Source organism: Flavobacterium zubiriense, from assembly GCF_041729725.1.
Lineage (GTDB): Bacteria > Bacteroidota > Bacteroidia > Flavobacteriales > Flavobacteriaceae > Flavobacterium > Flavobacterium zubiriense.
Genome location: NZ_JBCFQL010000020.1, coordinates 13,675 through 32,093, shown reverse-complemented (window position 1 = coordinate 32,093; position 18,419 = coordinate 13,675). Strand labels below are relative to the sequence as shown.

At 34.1% G+C, this 18,419-nt stretch carries 8 protein-coding genes; all 8 read left to right on the top strand.

Going from position 1 to position 18,419, the window contains the following annotated elements:
- Positions 1 to 58: 58 nt before the first annotated feature.
- The 8 genes from AAGV28_RS15245 (at position 59) to AAGV28_RS15210 (ending at position 18,416) form a co-directional block, all read left to right on the top strand.
- The gene (locus AAGV28_RS15245) at positions 59 to 2,365 is read left to right on the top strand and encodes a glycoside hydrolase family 20 protein (RefSeq protein WP_373407615.1); all 2,307 of its coding nucleotides are present in this window, start codon (positions 59 to 61) and stop codon (positions 2,363 to 2,365) included.
- A gap of 3 nt (positions 2,366 to 2,368) precedes the next feature.
- On the top strand, positions 2,369 to 3,694 hold the full coding sequence (locus AAGV28_RS15240; protein ID WP_373407614.1) for an alpha-L-fucosidase: 1,326 nt from the start codon (positions 2,369 to 2,371) through the stop codon (positions 3,692 to 3,694).
- Between the two features lie 30 nt (positions 3,695 to 3,724).
- Positions 3,725 to 6,043: a GH92 family glycosyl hydrolase gene (locus AAGV28_RS15235; RefSeq protein ID WP_373407613.1), complete on the top strand. Its 2,319-nt coding sequence runs from the start codon at positions 3,725 to 3,727 to the stop codon at positions 6,041 to 6,043.
- Positions 6,044 to 6,100: 57 nt separating this feature from the next.
- The gene (locus AAGV28_RS15230) at positions 6,101 to 7,972 is read left to right on the top strand and encodes a glycoside hydrolase family 35 protein (protein WP_373407612.1); all 1,872 of its coding nucleotides are present in this window, start codon (positions 6,101 to 6,103) and stop codon (positions 7,970 to 7,972) included.
- A 222-nt stretch (positions 7,973 to 8,194) separates the two neighbouring features.
- Positions 8,195 to 9,679, top strand: a complete 1,485-nt coding sequence (locus tag AAGV28_RS15225; protein WP_373407611.1) for an alpha-L-fucosidase — start codon at positions 8,195 to 8,197, stop codon at positions 9,677 to 9,679.
- 9 nt (positions 9,680 to 9,688) lie between these two features.
- Positions 9,689 to 11,932: a GH92 family glycosyl hydrolase gene (locus AAGV28_RS15220; RefSeq protein ID WP_373407610.1), complete on the top strand. Its 2,244-nt coding sequence runs from the start codon at positions 9,689 to 9,691 to the stop codon at positions 11,930 to 11,932.
- Positions 11,933 to 12,089: 157 nt separating this feature from the next.
- A complete protein-coding gene (locus AAGV28_RS15215) occupies positions 12,090 to 14,735 on the top strand; it encodes a glycoside hydrolase family 3 N-terminal domain-containing protein (protein ID WP_373407609.1) in 2,646 nt (881 codons plus the stop codon).
- A 330-nt stretch (positions 14,736 to 15,065) separates the two neighbouring features.
- A complete protein-coding gene (locus AAGV28_RS15210; RefSeq protein WP_373407608.1) occupies positions 15,066 to 18,416 on the top strand; it encodes a SusC/RagA family TonB-linked outer membrane protein in 3,351 nt (1,116 codons plus the stop codon).
- Positions 18,417 to 18,419 lie beyond the last annotated feature (3 nt).

Genomic DNA, 18,419 nt, shown 5'->3' with positions numbered 1-18,419 from the left:
ATAGGCTTTTTACAAATGCGATAGTCTTAACAAACAAGTCTTTTAATACATATAATTTATGAAAATAATTAATACATCGATTGCCTTTTTTTTACTTTTGATTTCTACTTCGGTTGTTGCTCAGAAGGAAATAGCAATTATACCAAAACCCTCTAGTGTTGAAGTTAAAGAAGGGAAATTCGAATTTAGTAGAGAGACTAAAATTATTGCTACAACTGCTTCTCAAAAAGAAATAGCTACTGCCTTGATGAGCAAATTTAAATCCGCAACAGGATGGCAGCCTGAATTTTCGAATAAAAAACCAAAGAACAATTACATCGAATTCAAAATCGACAAAAATTTAAATCGTGAAGCGTATCAATTAGAAGTAACTTCTAAAAGTATTGTCATTACCGCTAATGAGAATGCAGGTTTTATCTATGGACTTGAAAGTATTAGACAATTATTACCAACAGCTATCGAAAGTAAAAAACAAGTAGCAAATGTAAATTGGGTTATACCTAATGTGAGTATTAAAGATGAACCTCGTTTTCAATGGAGAGGTTTGATGTTGGATTTATCACGTCATTTCTTTAATAAAAGTTATGTGTTAGAAACTATTGATCGATTGGCAATGCTAAAAATGAATGTGCTCCACTTGCATTTAGTGGACGATCAAGGATGGCGAATTGAAATTAAAAAATATCCAAAACTAACTGAAATTGGTGCTTGGAGAGTGGATCAGGAAAACGTGATTTGGAATGCTAGACTTACTGTAAATCCAGATGAAAAAGGAACCTATGGTGGATTTTTAACCCAAGAGGAATTAAAAGAAATTATAAAATACGCAGGAACTAAAAACATCCAAGTTATTCCAGAAATCGAAATGCCAGCTCACGTGAGTAGTGCCATTGCGGCTTATCCAGAATTGACTTGTTTTAATCAAAGAATTGGAGTTCCATCAGGCGGAGTTTGGCCTATTACTGATATTTATTGTGCGGGAAAAGAAAATACTTTTGAATTTTTACAAGATGTAATTGATGAAGTTGTTACCATATTTCCTTCTAAATACATTCACATTGGAGGAGATGAAGCCACTAAAACCAATTGGGAAAAATGTCCGCATTGTCAAAAAAGAATGCAGGATGAAGGTTTGAAAAACGTACATGAATTACAGAGTTACTTCATTAAAAGAATGGAGAAATACATCAATTCGAAAGGCAAAAAAGTAATTGGTTGGGACGAAATTTTAGAAGGCGGATTAGCTCCCGATGCCACAGTGATGAGTTGGCAAGGCAATGAAGGAGGAATCGAAGCATCTAAACAAGGTCATGATGTAATTATGACACCACAATCCCATTGTTATTTTGATCATTATCAAGGTCCACAAAACGAAGAGCCTCTTGCTTTTGGAGGTTATTCTCCATTGAGTAAAGTATATCAATTTGACCCTATTGTTGATGCAATGTCTCCTGAACAAGCCAAACATGTTTTGGGAGGTCAAGCCAATTTATGGGCAGAATATATCCCTACGACTCAGCAGTCAGAATATATGATTTTTCCAAGATTAGGAGCCATGGCAGAGGTTTTATGGAGTCCAAAAGAAGCTCGAAATTGGAATGATTTTACCACAAGATTACCTTTATTGTTAGAACGTTATGATTATTTAGGAATTAATTATTCTAAAAGCGCTTATTTGATATCGGCAGTTTCAGCAGCTAATTTGGATAAAAAACAGATTAAAGTGGCTTTAAAAAATGAATTTCCTAATGCGGATATTCGCTATGTTTTGGACAATAAAAATTTAGACAATCAAGCCATAAAGTACTCCGATTCTATTGCGATTCAAGGTACAACTATTCTAAAAGCTTCTTTGTTCAAAAATGATAAACCAGTAGGTAAAGTTTTTACGGATAGTATTCAATTTCATAATGCAGTAGGACATCAATTAACATTTAAAACACCTTACAATAAAAATTACAAAGGAGATGGTAACTTAAGTTTGGCTAATATCATCAGAGGGAGCAAAAATTTTCATGATGGACAATGGCAAGCTTGGTTGGAGGATGATATGGAAGTAGTTATTGATTTAGAGAAAATGCAAGCAATTGATCAAGTGATATTAGGTTCTTTAGAGAATCAAGGTTCGGGGATTTATTTTCCAACAGAGATAAAAGTTTTTATTTCTACGGATGGCAAAACTTATAAAAAAGTTGGGGAAATAACACATCCGTTTGCGACCAACTCCAAATCAGAATTAAAAAATTTTAAAATTAGTTTCGAAAAAACTATTACAAGGTTTGTAAAAGTAATAGCGACTAATTTAAAGAAAAGCCCAAAAGGAGATAGTTCTTTTCTGTTTTTTGACGAAATTTTAATAGATTAATATATGAAATACTTAAAAATCATATTGATTTTGTTTTTATTTACTCAAAATCAAATCATTGGTCAAGCTAAGGAATTGTCAAAAGAACAGCGACTAGAATGGTTTAAAGATGCTAAATTGGGGATTTTTATTCATTGGGGAATCTATGCTGTAAATGGTATAGATGAATCTTGGTCGTTTTATAATGATTACATTTCCTATCCTGATTATATGAAACAATTAGATGGATTTACTGCTAAAAATTATGATCCTGAATATTGGGCAAAATTGATAAAGGAAACTGGAGCAAAATATACGGTAATTACAACAAAACATCATGATGGAGTGGCACTTTGGGATACTAAGTTTAGCGATCTTAATGTGATTAAGAAAACGAAAGCAAAAAGAGATTTAATTACGCCTTTTGTCAATGCTGCTCGTAAAGAAAATTTAAAAGTAGGTTTGTATTATTCTTTATTAGATTGGTCAAATCCTAATTATCCCATTTTTACTAGAAAGGAGAAAAAATATGAAAATGACAGTGAAAAATGGGATGCTTTTACCAAATTTAATTTTGGACAATTAGGGGAGTTAACCCAATTTAATCCAGATTTATATTGGTTTGATGGTGACTGGGAACAATCAGCAGAGCAATGGAAAGCTAAAGAAATAAGAAAATTATTATTAGAAAAAAAACCTACAACCATTATCAATTCTAGATTGCAAGGTTATGGAGATTATGAAACACCAGAACAAGGAGTTCCCGTAACGAAGCCAGAAAACGATTATTGGGAGTTGTGTATGACTATCAATAATTCTTGGGGATACCAACCTAATGATAAGAATTATAAAAGTGTAAATCAATTGATTAGAATTTTGGTTGATTGTATTAGTATGGGAGGAAATTTACTTTTGGATATAGGACCTAAACCCGATGGCACTATTCCTGAAGAACAAGTAGCAATTTTAAAAGATTTAGGGCGATGGACAAACAAGCATGAATCAGCTATTTATGGGACTAGAGCAGGTATTTCTCATGGTCATTTTAATGGATATACTGCATTATCTAAGGATAGAACAATTTTGTATTTATATGTAGATAATAAACCAAATGGTTCTTTGTTGATTAAAGGTTTAAAAAATCAAGTCAATCGAATTTGGGTTGTAGGTAATGGAACGAAATTAAATTATAATGTGGTTGGTAAACAGTATTGGAGTGAAGTTCCAGGCTTGTTATATATTGATTTACCTGAAGAAGTACAAGACGATGAAGTTACTGTAATAGCCATACAATTAAATGGAACAGTTGATTTATATAGGGAAAAAGGACAAGTCATTGAAAGCAATTAAATTGATATAATTAATTTAAAATATAAAGAGTTGAAAGTAAGAGATAAAATAAGGGAATTTATTGTAGTTGGTTTTGTATTATGTCTATCCGCAAATCAAGAACTAATTAGTCAAGAAAAACAAAGTTTAGTAGATTATGTTAATCCCTTAATGGGAACTGACTCCGATTATAGTATATCTAACGGTAACACCTATCCCGTAATTGCTACTCCTTGGGCAATGAATTTTTGGTCTCCAATGACTGCCAAAATGGGAGATGGTTGGACTTATAAATACCATGATAAAAAAATTAGAGGAATTAAACAAACACACCAACCAAGTCCTTGGATTAATGATTATGCCGCTTTCTCGTTGATGGCTGTAACTGGAAATTTGAAATTTCAAGAAGATGATCGGGAATCTTGGTTTTCGCATAAAGCAGAAACGGCTAAACCGTATTATTATTCAGTTTATTTGGCTGATTACGATGTAACAGCAGAGGTTTCTCCAACAGAAAGAGCGGCTCATTTTAAATTTACTTTTCCAGAATCTAACACCTCCTATATTATGCTGGATGCCTTTTTTAAAGGCTCTATGGTCAAAATTATTCCGAGTGAGCGCAAAATAATAGGGTATTGTCGCAATAATAGTGGAGGTGTTCCAGAAAATTTCCATAACTATTTTGTGGCCGAGTTTGATAAAGATTTTGAGATAAACCATACTTGGACAGATGGATGGAAAATACTTACTAATGCTACGGAAAGTAAAGGTGAGCATGTAGGAGCAATCATTGGTTTTAAAACTAAAAAAGGGGAAGTTGTGCATGTAAAAGTAGCTTCATCCTTTATAAGTTTAGATCAGGCTCAACTTAACTTGAGTAAAGAAATAGGTAAGGATACTTTTGAAGAAACTAAAGAGAAGGCAAAACAAGCTTGGGAAAAAGAATTAAGTAGAATTCAAGTGGAAGACGACAATATAGATCATGTCAGAACATTTTATTCAAGTTTATACCGTGTGTTGTTATTCCCTAGAAAGTTTTATGAATATGATAAAAATAATGCAGTAGTACATTATAGCCCTTACAATGGCAAAGTAAATTCAGGTTATATGTTTACAGATAATGGATTTTGGGACACTTTTAGAGCTGTTTTTCCTTTTTTTAATATGATGTATCCTGATATGAATGGTCATATTTTGGAAGGACTCGCTAATACTTACAAAGAGTCAGGTTGGTTACCAGAATGGGCAAGCCCGGGTCATAGAGATTGTATGGTCGGATCCAATTCTGCACCAATTATAGCCGATGCTTTTTTAAAAGGGGTTCAAAATAAGGATACTGAACTGCTATTTGAGGCAATGTTAAAAAACGCAACAATCGAAGAAGGTAGACCTGTCAAATCTGTTGGTCGTGAAGGTTTAGGATATTATAATACTTTGGGGTATGTTCCTTACAACGTTGGTATAAATGAAAATGTCGCTCGAACACTAGAATATGCTTTTGCAGATTTTACCATTGCTAAAATGGCACAAAAGTTAGGCAAGACAAACATTGCAGATACCTATTTCAAGAAATCGTTAAATTATAAAAATGTATTTGATCCTTCAGTAAACTTAATGAGAGGTAAAAACAAAGAAGGAGATTTTCAAACTCCTTTTAATCCTTTAAAATGGGGAGATGCGTTTACCGAAGGAAATAGTTTGCACTACACATGGTCGGTATTTCATGATATTCAAGGGTTAATAGATTTGATGGGAGGAAAAGAAAAATTTGCCTCAAAACTTGATGAAGTTTTTCAGATGCCACCCTCTTTTGACGATTCTTATTATGGACAAACGATTCATGAAATTCGTGAAATGCAAGTCGCGAATATGGGGAATTATGCTCATGGTAATCAACCCATTCAACACATGATTTATCTATATAATTATGCCAATCAACCCTATAAAGCACAAAAAAAAATAAGAGAAGTTCTTACTAAATTATATGCTGCAACACCAGATGGTTACTGTGGTGATGAGGACAATGGACAAACTTCTGCTTGGTATGTTTTTAGTTCGCTAGGATTTTATCCTGTTACTTCAGGTGTTGATCAGTATGTAATAGGAAGTCCTTTATTTAAAAAAGTAACTCTTTATTTAGAAAACGGAAAGAAGTTTCAAATTGATGCTAAAAACAATTCTAAAGATAATTTATACATACAGTCTGCTACTTTAAATGGGGATGCCTATTTTAATAGTTTTATAAAATTTGATGTAATTCAAAAAGGAGGAAGATTAGAATTCAATGTAGATAAAAGGCCAAATAAATACTGGGGAAGTAAAAATGAAAATGTTCCTTATTCTTTAAGTAATAATGAATTTAAAAATTAATAAGCGTAAAACATAAATCATAGGTATAAGTTAATATGATGTAACAGTATTTTAAAAATGAAAAAAATGAAGCAGTTTTTATTTAGGTTCGGAATTTTATTAATTTGTTTATTACCCTATAGTATTCTAGGGCAGTCAAAAGTATTTACTATTTCTGATGGAGAATTTCGTCAAGACGGTAAAATTATAAAAATACATTCAGGAGAAATGCACTATGAACGTATTCCTAGAGAGTACTGGAGGCACAGATTACAAATGCTCAAAGCTATGGGGATGAATACTGTTGCTACTTATGTGTTTTGGAATTATCACGAAATAGAACCGGGAGTATGGGATTTTAAAACGGGCAATAAGGATTTAGCCGAGTTTATTCGCATAGCAAAAAGTGAAGGTTTATATGTAATCCTTAGACCAGGACCATACGCTTGCGGTGAGTGGGAATTTGGTGGATACCCTTGGTGGTTACAAAACAATCCTGATTTAGTGATTCGTACAAACAATAAAGCTTTTTTAGAGGCTTGTAAAACTTATCTTGAACATTTGTATGCAGAGGTTAAAGGACTTTTTGCAAGTCAGGGTGGACCCATTATTATGGTTCAGGTTGAAAACGAATTTGGATCTTATGTTTCACAAAGAACGGATATTAAATCTAGCGATCATAAAGACTATAAAATGGCTATTTATAATTTGCTCAAAGATACTGGTTTTCAAGCCCCTTTTTTTACCTCGGATGGAACTTGGTTATTTGAAGATGGAGCTGTGGATGGCGTTTTACCGACTGCCAATGGCGAAACAAATATTGATAATTTAAAGAAACAGGTTAATAAATACAATAAGGGTCAAGGCCCTTATATGGTTGCGGAGTTTTATTCGGGCTGGCTCGATCATTGGGCAGAACCATTTGTTAAAATAGGAAGCGATGAGATTGCAAGCCAAACCAAAAACTACCTTAATGCAGGAGTTTCTTTTAATTATTATATGGTACATGGTGGTACTAATTTTGGATTTACCTCTGGAGCAAATTATAATGAAGAAAGCGATATTCAGCCCGATATTACAAGTTATGATTATGATGCACCTATTAGCGAAGCAGGTTGGCCAACATCAAAATTTATGGCAATACGCGAAATAATGCAAAAGCACACCAAAACAAAATTAGCACCGATTCCTGAGAAAATTCCAGTTACAAAATATCCCAATCAAGTTGTAAAAGCTAGTATGGATGTTTTAAGTTGGATAAAAAAACAAAAAGCAATTGTGAGTGACCAACCTTTAACATTTGAAAAATTAGGTCAGGGAAATGGATATGTTTTGTATCGAAAACGATTTACTCAACCCATATCAGGCATATTAAAAATAGAAGGATTGAGAGACTTTGCTACAGTTTATGTGAATGGAGTAAACGTTGGTGAATTAAACAGGGTTTTTAATAAATATGAATTGGCTGTTACTATACCTTTTAGTGGTATTTTGGAAATCCTAGTCGAAAATATGGGACGTATCAACTACGGAGCAGAAATAGTACACAACACCAAAGGAATTATTTCTCCAATTTTAATAAATGATTATGAAATTAGTGGTGGATGGGAAATGTATAAAATGCCAATGAATGAAGTCCCATTCGTTAAAAATGAAACGATAAAAATTGGACGACCTGTTTTGTATGAATCTACAGTAACAATAGAGAAACCAGCCGACACATTTCTTGATATGTCAGAGTGGGGAAAGGGAATTGTATTTGTCAATGGACATAATCTTGGAAGATATTGGAAAGTAGGACCACAACAAACGCTATATGTACCAGGTTGTTGGTTGAAATCGGGGCAAAATAGTATTGTTATTTATGATCAACTCAATGAAAAGCCACAAACTCACATCACTTTTACTAATGAGCCGATTCTAGAACAATTGAGAAAACCAGAAAATTAAAAAATGGCAGTTTTGCACTCACTAGATTGGTTTAATTTTAGCGATTTCAAAATCAAAATTATAATAATTAAAACGGGAATTGATGAACGAAAAATGGGTTTACGAATCTATTAATCACCAAATTTTGGCTAACCATACATCTTAAGATAACCGGATATTTAATTATTGAAACCATTTTAAATGAGCAATTAAATAAAAATAATTTATAATAAAAACAGGAAAATGAAAAAAAGAATAGCAATAATAGCCTTATTATTTTCGGCACAACTATTTTCACAAGCCATTTATGAAGACGAAAGATATGTGCCTGAAACAGATCCATTAGTACTTAAGAACTTGGATGAATGGCAAGGAAAAAAGTTTGGTCTGTTAATGCATTGGGGAACCTACAGTCAATGGGGAATTGTGGAATCCTGGTCGATTTGTCCAGAGGATTATGGTTGGTGCGAACGCAAAAAAGGAAGCAATCCATCAAACTATAATGATTATGTAAAGGATTATGAAAATTTGAGAGAATCATTTAATCCCGTAAAATTTGATCCTGCAAAATGGGCCAAAGCGGCTAAATATGCCGGAATGAAATACATGGTTTTTACCACAAAACACCATGATGGTTTTAATATGTATGATACGAAATATTCGGATTATAAAGTAACTGATGCGGGTTGTGATTTTAGTACTAATCCAAAAGCCAACATTGCAAAAGAAGTTTTTAATGCTTTTAGAAAAGAAAATATTTCTACAGGAGCTTATTTTTCTAAACCAGACTGGCATAACGAAAATTATTGGGATCCTTATTTTCCTCCTTTCGATAGAAATGTAAATTATGATCCAGCGGCATATCCTGAAAAATGGCAGAAATACGTTGATTTTACACACAACCAAATTTTAGAGTTATTAACTGATTACGGTAAAATTGATATTTTATGGTTAGATGGTGGTTGGGTTGCTAAAACCGATAAAGAGGATGTTAAAAAAGGATATACTCAAAAGTTTGCTGAAAACGAATCAGGTAACGGATTTATCAAACACAGAGTAGTAGATCAAGACATTAAAATGGATGAATTGGTGGTAAAAGCACGTCAAAAACAACCTGGATTGATTGTAGTTGATAGAGCAGTTCACGGAAAAAACCAAAATTACTTAACTCCTGAAAACCGTGTTCCAGAGAAAACTTTGCCTTATCCTTGGGAATCTTGTATTACTTCAGGTGGTGGATGGTCTTACACTCCAGATGCTAAATATTTAACAGGAAGACAAGGAATTCACATGTTGATTGATGTGGTTGCCAAAGGTGGGAATTTGTTACTAAACGTAGCACCAGGACCTGACGGAGAATGGCAGCAAGGCGCTTATGATTTATTAGCCGCTTATGGCAATTGGATGAAAGTAAATAATATCGCAATTTATAACACTAAACCTATTGCACCCTACAAAGAAAATAATATTTGTATGACTCAAAACAAGGCTGGAAATGTATTTTTATTTTATTTGGCTAAAGAAGGGGAAAACACCATTCCATCTGAAGTGGTTGTCAATTCTATTAGTCCAAAAAAAGGAAGCAAAATTACGATGTTAGGTTCTAAAACATCCTTAAAATGGACTAAATTAGACAAAGGATTTAAAGTCGTAATTCCAGAAAGTTTAAGAAATAATTTACCATCAAAAGAAGCTTGGACTTTAAAAATTGAAGCAATTAACAGATAAAATTAAATTATGGTTTTATATAAAAGGATAACATTACAAACAGCATGTTTTTTTTACATGCTGTTTTTTAGCGCAGCTATTTTGGCACAGCAGCCAGCCGATTTTGTCAATCCGTTTATTGGAACTTCCAATTTTGGAGCTGCTTTTCCTGGGCCAATTGCACCAAGAGGAACGGCTAGTATTAGTCCGTTTAATGTTTCCGGACCTCAAAACCGACCTTTAGAAAAAGACAGTCAGTGGCTGTCGAATCCGTATGTGAATGAAAATACATTTCTAACAGGATTCAGTCAGGTCAATTTAAGCGGAGTAGGTTGTCCGGAATTAGGTGTTATTTTGCTGATGCCAACTACAGGAACTGTTGAAACCAATCACTTAAAATACGGTTCTACTTATTCTAACGAAATTGCCAAAACGGCCTATTACAGTGTAAATATTGATAAATACAAAGTTAAAGGAGAATTTACGGCTTCCAAACGAGTGGGAGTGAGCAGATTCACTTTCCCGAAAGGGCAATCCAATATTTTGCTGAATCTTGGTGTTGGTTTAACCAATGAAGAAGGAGGTATGCTAAAAGTGGTGTCGCCGACAGAAATTGAAGGAATGCGAAGCGTGGGTTCGTTTTGTTACAACAGTCCAGAAGAGGCGTATCCGGTGTATTTTGTAGCGAAATTTTCGAAACCAGCAGCTAATTTTGGCGTTTGGAAAAAACCTGCCCAATACAACGGAGTGGAAGCGCAATGGATGGGCTATAATGGCAAAACCCGAATGATGGAAAATACCATTAAAACGGTAGTTGGAGATAGCATTGGAACCTATTTTACGTATCAATTTGATAAGGAAGAAAAAGTTGAAGTTAAAATAGGAATTTCGTATGTAAGTATCGAAAATGCTCGTGAAAACTTAGAAAAAGAAACAGGAAATAAATCTTTTGATGCGGTTTATAAAGAAACCTATGACGAATGGAATAGCGAACTTTCTAAAATTCTAGTCGAAGGAGGTTCAAAAGACGATAAAACTATTTTTTATACCGCATTGTATCACACTTTGATTCATCCAAATACCTTAAATGATTATAACGGAGAGTATCCTGAAATTAAAAGAAGTAAGATAGGTAAAACGGATGGCACTCGTTACACGGTTTTTTCACTTTGGGATACGTATAGAAATTTGCACCAATTGATGTCTTTGGTGTATCCCAAACAGCAATCGGATATGGTAAAAAGTATGCTCGAAATGTACGATGAAAACGGCTGGTTGCCTAAATGGGAATTGAATTCGACTGAAACGTTTACTATGGTGGGCGATCCGGCAAGTATTGTAATTGCAGATACATATCTAAAAGGAATCCGTGATTTTGATGTGCAAAAAGCCTACAAAGCGATGTTGAAAGGAGCCGACCAAATCGAGAATAATCCGTTGCGAAACGGACTAAAAGATTATATTGAAAAAGGTTATGTGACTACTAGCGAAAAAGGACCTGTTTCTACCACGCAAGAATACAATGCTTCGGATTATGCGATTTCACTTTTGGCGAAAGCCCTAGGAAAAACAAACGATGCCAATCGATTTAAAAATCGCTCTTTGTCTTATCGAAAATTATTCGATAAAAATTTAAAACTTTTACGTCCACGATTAGCCAATGGAAAATGGTACGAGCCATTTGATCCAAATTCGGGAGCCAATTTTGAAGAAAATGTGGGGTTTATCGAAGGAAATGCTTGGCAATATGCCTTTATGGTGTTGCATGATATCAATGGCTTAAAAAAATTGATGGGAGGCGATAAAGCCTTTGCTACTCAATTGCAGAAAGTGTTTGATAGCAAGCAATTTGACATGGCCAACGAACCCGACATAGCCAATCCGTATTTGTTTAATTACATAAAAGGAGAAGAAGGGAAAGCGCAGGAAAATGTAAAAAGACTAGTTCAAGAATATTTTCAAAATAGTCCCAAAGGATTACCTGGAAATGATGATACAGGAACTATGTCGGCTTGGTTGGTGTATTCGATGATGGGAATTTATCCAATTGCACCGGGAGAACCTGTTTACACGATTACAACGCCAATGTTCGATAAAATTACCATCAAATTAGATGCTAATTATTACAAAAAAGAAAATATTGTAATTGAAAGAGAAGTCAATAATGATGGCAAAATCAAGCAAATTCAATTAGACGGAAAAACAATACATAGCTATTTTATTTCGCATGATGATTTTGTGAATGGAACAATGTTGAAAGTGATTCAAAATTAAGTTTAGAAAAATTAACCGCAAATTCGCAAATTTTTTAAAAAGCGATAATTACTGAAAATTTGCGAATTTGCGGTAAAATTGAATTCTATCAATAGAAATGGGTTTCAGCTATTTATAAAATACCAACCTATTTTTTAATTAAAAAACATAAATTAAAATGAAAAAAATAACAATTGCTTTGGTGGTATTCTTTGGTTTTTTGAACCAAGGATTTACTCAAAAAAAACTACCTTATCAAGATTCCAAATTAGAAGTTGAAGCAAGAGTAAAAGACTTGTTGAGCCGAATGAGTCTGGAAGAAAAAGTACGCCAAATGGATATGTACAAAGGCGAATTTTTTAAAGAAAAAGAAGATTTTTCTAAAATAAAATCCAATGCTAAAATTGGAAAATTAGGAATAGGAGCCATTCATGACGTTTATCCTCGTTCAGCAAAAATGATTAATGATTTGCAGAAAGAAGTCATTAAAAACAACCGTTGGGGAATTCCAGCGTTGATTATGTGCGAGATGCTTCATGGTTATTTAGACGATGGAAGTACCGCTTTCCCAATGAATATTGGTTTAGGAGCTACCTGGGATACTAATTTAATGGATAAGGTGGGAAAAGTAATTGCTACCGAAGCCAGAGCACATGGTGTTCATTTTGGTTTAGGTCCCAATTTAGATTTAGGTCGTGAGCCACGTTGGGGAAGGGTTGCGGAGACTTTTGGAGAAGATGCTTACTTGAATAGTGAAATTGGTTTGGCCATGATTAAAGGAATGCAAGGCGATGATTTAACTTCAGATCGTTCGATTATTGCGGAACCGAAACACTTTGCTGTTCACGGAATTCCACAAGCGGGAGGAAATTCTTCTCCTATTTTAGTGGGTGAACGTTCAGCTCGTGAAGATCATTTGCCTTCTTTTCAAAAAGCATTTACAAAAGGTGGAGCGCTAGGAACTATGTGTGCTTATTCTGAATTAGACGGAATTCCTTGTGCTGCTAATCAATGGTTGTTGACTGATGTTTTACGAAAAGAATGGGGGTTCAAGGGAATTGTGGTTTCAGATTTAGGAGCTATTAAATACCTTCAAACGACACATTATGTTACCAGTTCCCCTAAAGAAAGCATCCGTGAAGCAGTTGCTGCAGGAGTGGATATGCAGTTTTATGATTTTACAAATGAGTTTTGGCAACAAAGTCTGATTGAATTGGTAAATGAAAAGAAATTGACCATGGAGCAAATTGATCGTGCGGCGGGTGGCGTTTTAAGATTGAAGTTTATGTTAGGTTTATTCGAAAATCCATATACTGACAAAAATTTAATCAAAGAGCGTTTTCATACCAAAGAAAATCAGGATATCGCTCTTGAAGCGGGACATAAATCGATGGTTTTATTGAAAAATGAAAACAATCTTTTACCCCTAAAAAAAGACATTCAAACCATTGCAGTTATTGGGCCAAATGCCGATGCGTCAAGATTGGGAGGATATTCAGTTAAAAATAAAGTTGGAACTACAGTTTTGGAAGGAATTCAGCAAGTGGTGGGTAAAAATACCAATGTACTTTATGAAGAAGGCGTTCCTTTAATTGTAAAAGGACAAATTATTCCGTCTAAATATTTATTTACTCCAGATGGATCTCAAAACGGATTGAAAGGAGAATATTTCAATAACAGAAATGTAGAAGGAACACCAGCATTGACACGTATTGATAGTCAATTAGAATTCGATTGGCCTTGGAATCCGGGTGTTGGGGTGAATGATGATGATTTTTCCATTCGCTGGACAGGTTACATTCAATCTGAAAAATCATTTGACGGTTGGTTAGGTCTAAGTTCTGATGATGGAATCAGAATGTGGATTGACGATCAATTGGTTATTGACAACTGGACCAAAGGAGCAACGAGTATTGTTACTACTCCAAAAAATATTGAGGCAGGAAAAAAATACAAAGTCCGCATCGAAATGTGGGAAGGCGGCTGGGGAGCCAGAGCGCACTTGCGTTGGAACTTGGAAAAAGTAAATTTTCAACCCGCAATTGATATTGCTAAAAAAGCCGATGTTGCTGTTGTGGTTTTAGGAGAATCTAATGAATTGGTAGAAGAAAACAGAGATGTGGCTTCTTTAGATTTACACGGAATGCAACAGGAATTAATCGAGGCGATTCAAAAAACGGGAACTCCTGTGGTTTGTGTGTTGTTAAATGGTCGTCCGCTTTCTATAAATTGGATTGATGAACATATTCCTGCCATTGTAGAAGCTTGGTTTCCAGGTGAAGCAGGAGGAAAAGCAGTAGCTGATGTTCTATTTGGTGATTACAATCCCGGAGGAAGATTACCAATTACTTTCCCAAAATCGGTGGGGCAATTGCCTATTTATTACAACCAAAAACCATCTGCGATACACAGATATGTTTCTGAAAGCGAAAATCCATTGTATACTTTTGGATATGGCTTGAGTTATACCACTTTTGAATATTCAAATCTAACTTTAAGTACTCAAGAAATTAAGGCTGACGGTAGTTTAAAAGTAAGTGTGGATGTGAAAAACACAGGAAATTTTGATGGAGACGAAGTAGTACAACTCTATATTAATGATGTGTACAGTTCAGCAACAACACCTAAAAAAACATTAAAAGGTTTTAAAAGGTTAAATATCAAAAAAGGAGAAACAAAAAAAGTAGAATTTACTTTAACTCCTGACGAATTGGCTATTTGGAACCGAGAAATGAAAAATGTAGTAGAAGCAGGTGATTTTGAAGTGATGGTAGGAGGAAATGCAACAGATTTACTAAAAACAAATTTCAAAGTTGTGAATTAAACTCCAATTAATTGGTTTTATTAAAAAAATAAAATCCTTTTTTTAATAATAAAACGATAAACATTAATCTTTAACAAAAGGTTAATGTTTTTTCGTTTATAATAACTTCTTTTATATTGTGGAATAATGATGGTATGTAGTGTATGTCTAATGATTATAGGTGTTTATCTGTTTTTTGTAGAAAAAAAACAATAAAATTAACAAACACCTTTGTAAATATGTCATTGGTCGAAATTATATTTCTATAACAATTTATAATGATAAATTTAACAAAGTATTAACCTCGAGGTTAATTCGATAAAAGACAAATTAATAACTAAAAACCAGATTATGATTAAAAATGTATTAAAACTACTGTTTGTGTTTTGCTTGTTCGGGTTTCAACTTGCTCAAGCTCAAATCACGGTAAAGGGGACAGTTACAGATGCTAAAAGCGGTATTCCACTGCCAGGAGCAAACATCGTTGTCAAAGGAACAACAAATGGTGTATCAACGGATATGGATGGAAAGTACAGTATTAGTGTTCCCAATCAATCAGCCACTTTGGTATTCTCCTTTATAGGATCGGTATCTAAAGAAATAGTTGTAGGGAATTCAACTACTGTAAATATGTCCTTAACTGAAGATTCAAATCAATTGGGAGAAGTTGTTGTTACAGCCCTTGGTCAATCTAAAGAGAAAAAGGCTCTAGGGTATGCAACTAGTGTAATAAAGTCTGAAGCCCTCGTTAAGACAGGCTCACCTACTATAGCTAATGCTATGTATGGTAAAGCACCGGGAGTTCGTATAACTTCTACACCTGGTGGTGCAGGAAATATTAATATCCAAATTCGTGGGATTAACTCTATTACGGGTAAAAATCAACCACTTATTGTTTTAGATGGTGTTCCGATTCGTGACGGAGAGGCTAAAAATAATGATTACTGGGCTGATCAGCGAATAAGAAGTAATGGTTTGGCAGATATTAATCCTGAAGATATTGAGAGCATCTCTATTCTTAAAGGGGCTTCGGCTGCTGCATTGTATGGTTCTGAAGCAGTAAACGGGGTTGTGTTGATTACATCTAAATCGGGTAAAGGGAAAAAAGGCTTGGGTGTAGATTTTAGTACTAGTTATGCAAGTAACAAAATTGCATACTTGCCAAGATTTCAATATGAAAGAGGTATTGGTTACGCAAATCCTTCTTATTCTACGGCATCATTTAATAATTATCCAGACGGTTTTGCTTACTACGATACAGATGGCGATAATATAAGAGAAACTAGAGGTGTTCAACCAGGAACTTCTAACTTTGGTGCGTGGTTTGATGGTCAACCTATAATGTCTTGGGATGGTGTTGTTCGTCCATATTCTGCTCAAAAAGATGGTTATAAAAATTTGTTCCAAAATTCATGGGATGGTGTAACAAATGTTGCGCTTTCTAATAATACAGACAATAGTAGTATTCGTTTTTCTTATACACATAATGAGTCAAAAGGTTTGAGTATGGGTAATATGAATAAAAAAAATACACTTAACCTTAATGCATCATTTAAAACCAGCGAAAAATTAAAAACGGATGTAATTGTGAGCTATATGAATCAAAATGTTCATAACCGAGCTTTTGGTATGGATCGATTAATCAATAACTTTACAGGTATGCTTAGTCCGTTTGAAAATGGTGATTGGTACAGAGCTAAATACAAGACTAGTTTAGGATATAAATATGTTACAGGTACTAATCAAAGTTTGACTCCAGATGAAAATATTATTCGTAATGGTTTTAAAACGGATCTTGGTGATTATTTTTGGAATACCAATGCAAATCAACAAGACGAAATCACAAACCGTTTGATTGCTAGTGTTACTGAAACATTCACTATTTATTCAGATTTAAAATTACGTGGTCGTGCTTCTACAGATTTAACTTCAGTAAATGTTGAAACAAGAAATCCAGTTGAAAGACCTTTGGTTTATGGATTTGGCTCTGGTTCTTACCAAATGGATGCTAAAGACTACAATATTCTTTATGGAGATGTAATGTTAATTTATAACAAAAAAATTAATGAATCTTTTGAGTTTGGTGCTACAGCTGGTTATACTGCAACAAAAGAAACGGGTTCTACTTTAGCAAGATTCACTGATGGTGGATTGAGTGTTGAAGGTTGGTATGATATGTTTTCTTCCGTAAACATTCCATTGAGTAGTAGTTCAAGATATGAAGTTGTTAAAGACGCTTTATTTGGAACAGTGAATGGTAACTATAAAAACTACCTATTCCTTGAAGGAACATTAAGGAGAGATCGTACTTCTACTATGAATCCTAATAATAATTCTTTTACATATCCTTCTGTGAACTCATCATTCGTATTGTCAGATGCGTTTATTTTGCCAGAAGTAATCAGTTATGCAAAATTACGTGCCTCTTGGGGAATTGTAGGTAACTACCCGGAACTATATAAGGCCAATGTAGCTTTCAATCAAACCTCACTGGGTATTCAAGGGACAGGAACTCCAGTTTTAATTACCACTTCGATGGATAAGTATGGTAATCAAACCATTAAACCTGAGATGAAAAATGAATACGAATTAGGTTTTGAAACTAAATTCCTTAACAGACGATTGGGATTAGATTTTTCATATTATAATGCAACAGTTAAGGATCAAATTTTAGATTTGACTTTAGCACCAACAACAGGAGCATCATCAATTTTAGCAAATGTTGGAGAGTTGAGTAATCAAGGATTTGAAATAGCATTGACTGGAACCCCTATAAAAACAGCTTCTTTTTCTTGGGATGCTACTTTGAACTGGTCAAAAAATATAAATAAAGTAGTGAAATTGGCTAACGGTGCATCAGAATTATTACATGCTGATTATGATGGTGCTGCTGCTCAATTAAAATCAGTAGTAGGTGATCCTATGGGAGGTATTTATGCGCATCCTGTAAGAACAGATGAAGATGGTAATAAAATGGTTAATGCTAATGGGTTTTATATGATTGATGGAGATAAATGGGAAAAATATGGTACCGCTATGCCTAAAGGTGTGGGAGGTTTATTAAATTCATTCGCATATAAAAATTTAACTCTAGATGTTAATATTGATTATTCTTATGGAGGTTATTTAATGCCTACAGGTGTTAACTGGATGAAATCTAGAGGTTTAACAGAAGAAACTTTGAACTATAGTACAAATGAGCGTGGAGGTCTAACATATTATAATGTATTTGATGCAAATGGTTCACGAGTTCAAGGAGTTCAGGTTCCTAATAGTGCTACTAGTGGTCCAAACGGTGAAACATTATACCGTGACGGTATGTTAATGGATGGTGTAACTGCAGATGGTTCTACAAATTCTAATATTATTTCTCAGGCAGGGTACTATAATACGACTTATAATTGGGGAGGTCCTCAATACAGTAACTCACGTTATGAATTGTATATTCAGAAAAACAACTACATAAAAATGAGGGAAATATCGTTATCTTATAATTTACCAAGTACTTGGGCTAGCAAAATAGGTGCCACTAAATTCACTTTGTCTGCTTACGGACGTAATTTATTCTTTATCTATAGATCAATTAAAGACATGGATCCTGAGGCTACTACTGCTGGTTCTAAATGGTCTCAAAACATAAACAATGCAGGTACGAATCCAGCTACTAGAAGTATTGGATGTATGTTGAGAGCATCTTTTTAATTA

What these genes read in the sequence shown, in the direction of transcription:
- AAGV28_RS15245 (WP_373407615.1), top strand. Translation starts at nt 59, where the DNA reads ATGAAAATAATTAATACATCGATTGCCTTTTTTTTACTTTTGATTTCT.
- AAGV28_RS15240 (WP_373407614.1), top strand. Translation starts at nt 2,369, where the DNA reads ATGAAATACTTAAAAATCATATTGATTTTGTTTTTATTTACTCAAAAT.
- AAGV28_RS15230 (WP_373407612.1), top strand. Translation starts at nt 6,101, where the DNA reads ATGAAAAAAATGAAGCAGTTTTTATTTAGGTTCGGAATTTTATTAATT.
- AAGV28_RS15225 (WP_373407611.1), top strand. Translation starts at nt 8,195, where the DNA reads ATGAAAAAAAGAATAGCAATAATAGCCTTATTATTTTCGGCACAACTA.
- AAGV28_RS15220 (WP_373407610.1), top strand. Translation starts at nt 9,689, where the DNA reads ATGGTTTTATATAAAAGGATAACATTACAAACAGCATGTTTTTTTTAC.
- AAGV28_RS15215 (WP_373407609.1), top strand. Translation starts at nt 12,090, where the DNA reads ATGAAAAAAATAACAATTGCTTTGGTGGTATTCTTTGGTTTTTTGAAC.
- AAGV28_RS15210 (WP_373407608.1), top strand. Translation starts at nt 15,066, where the DNA reads ATGATTAAAAATGTATTAAAACTACTGTTTGTGTTTTGCTTGTTCGGG.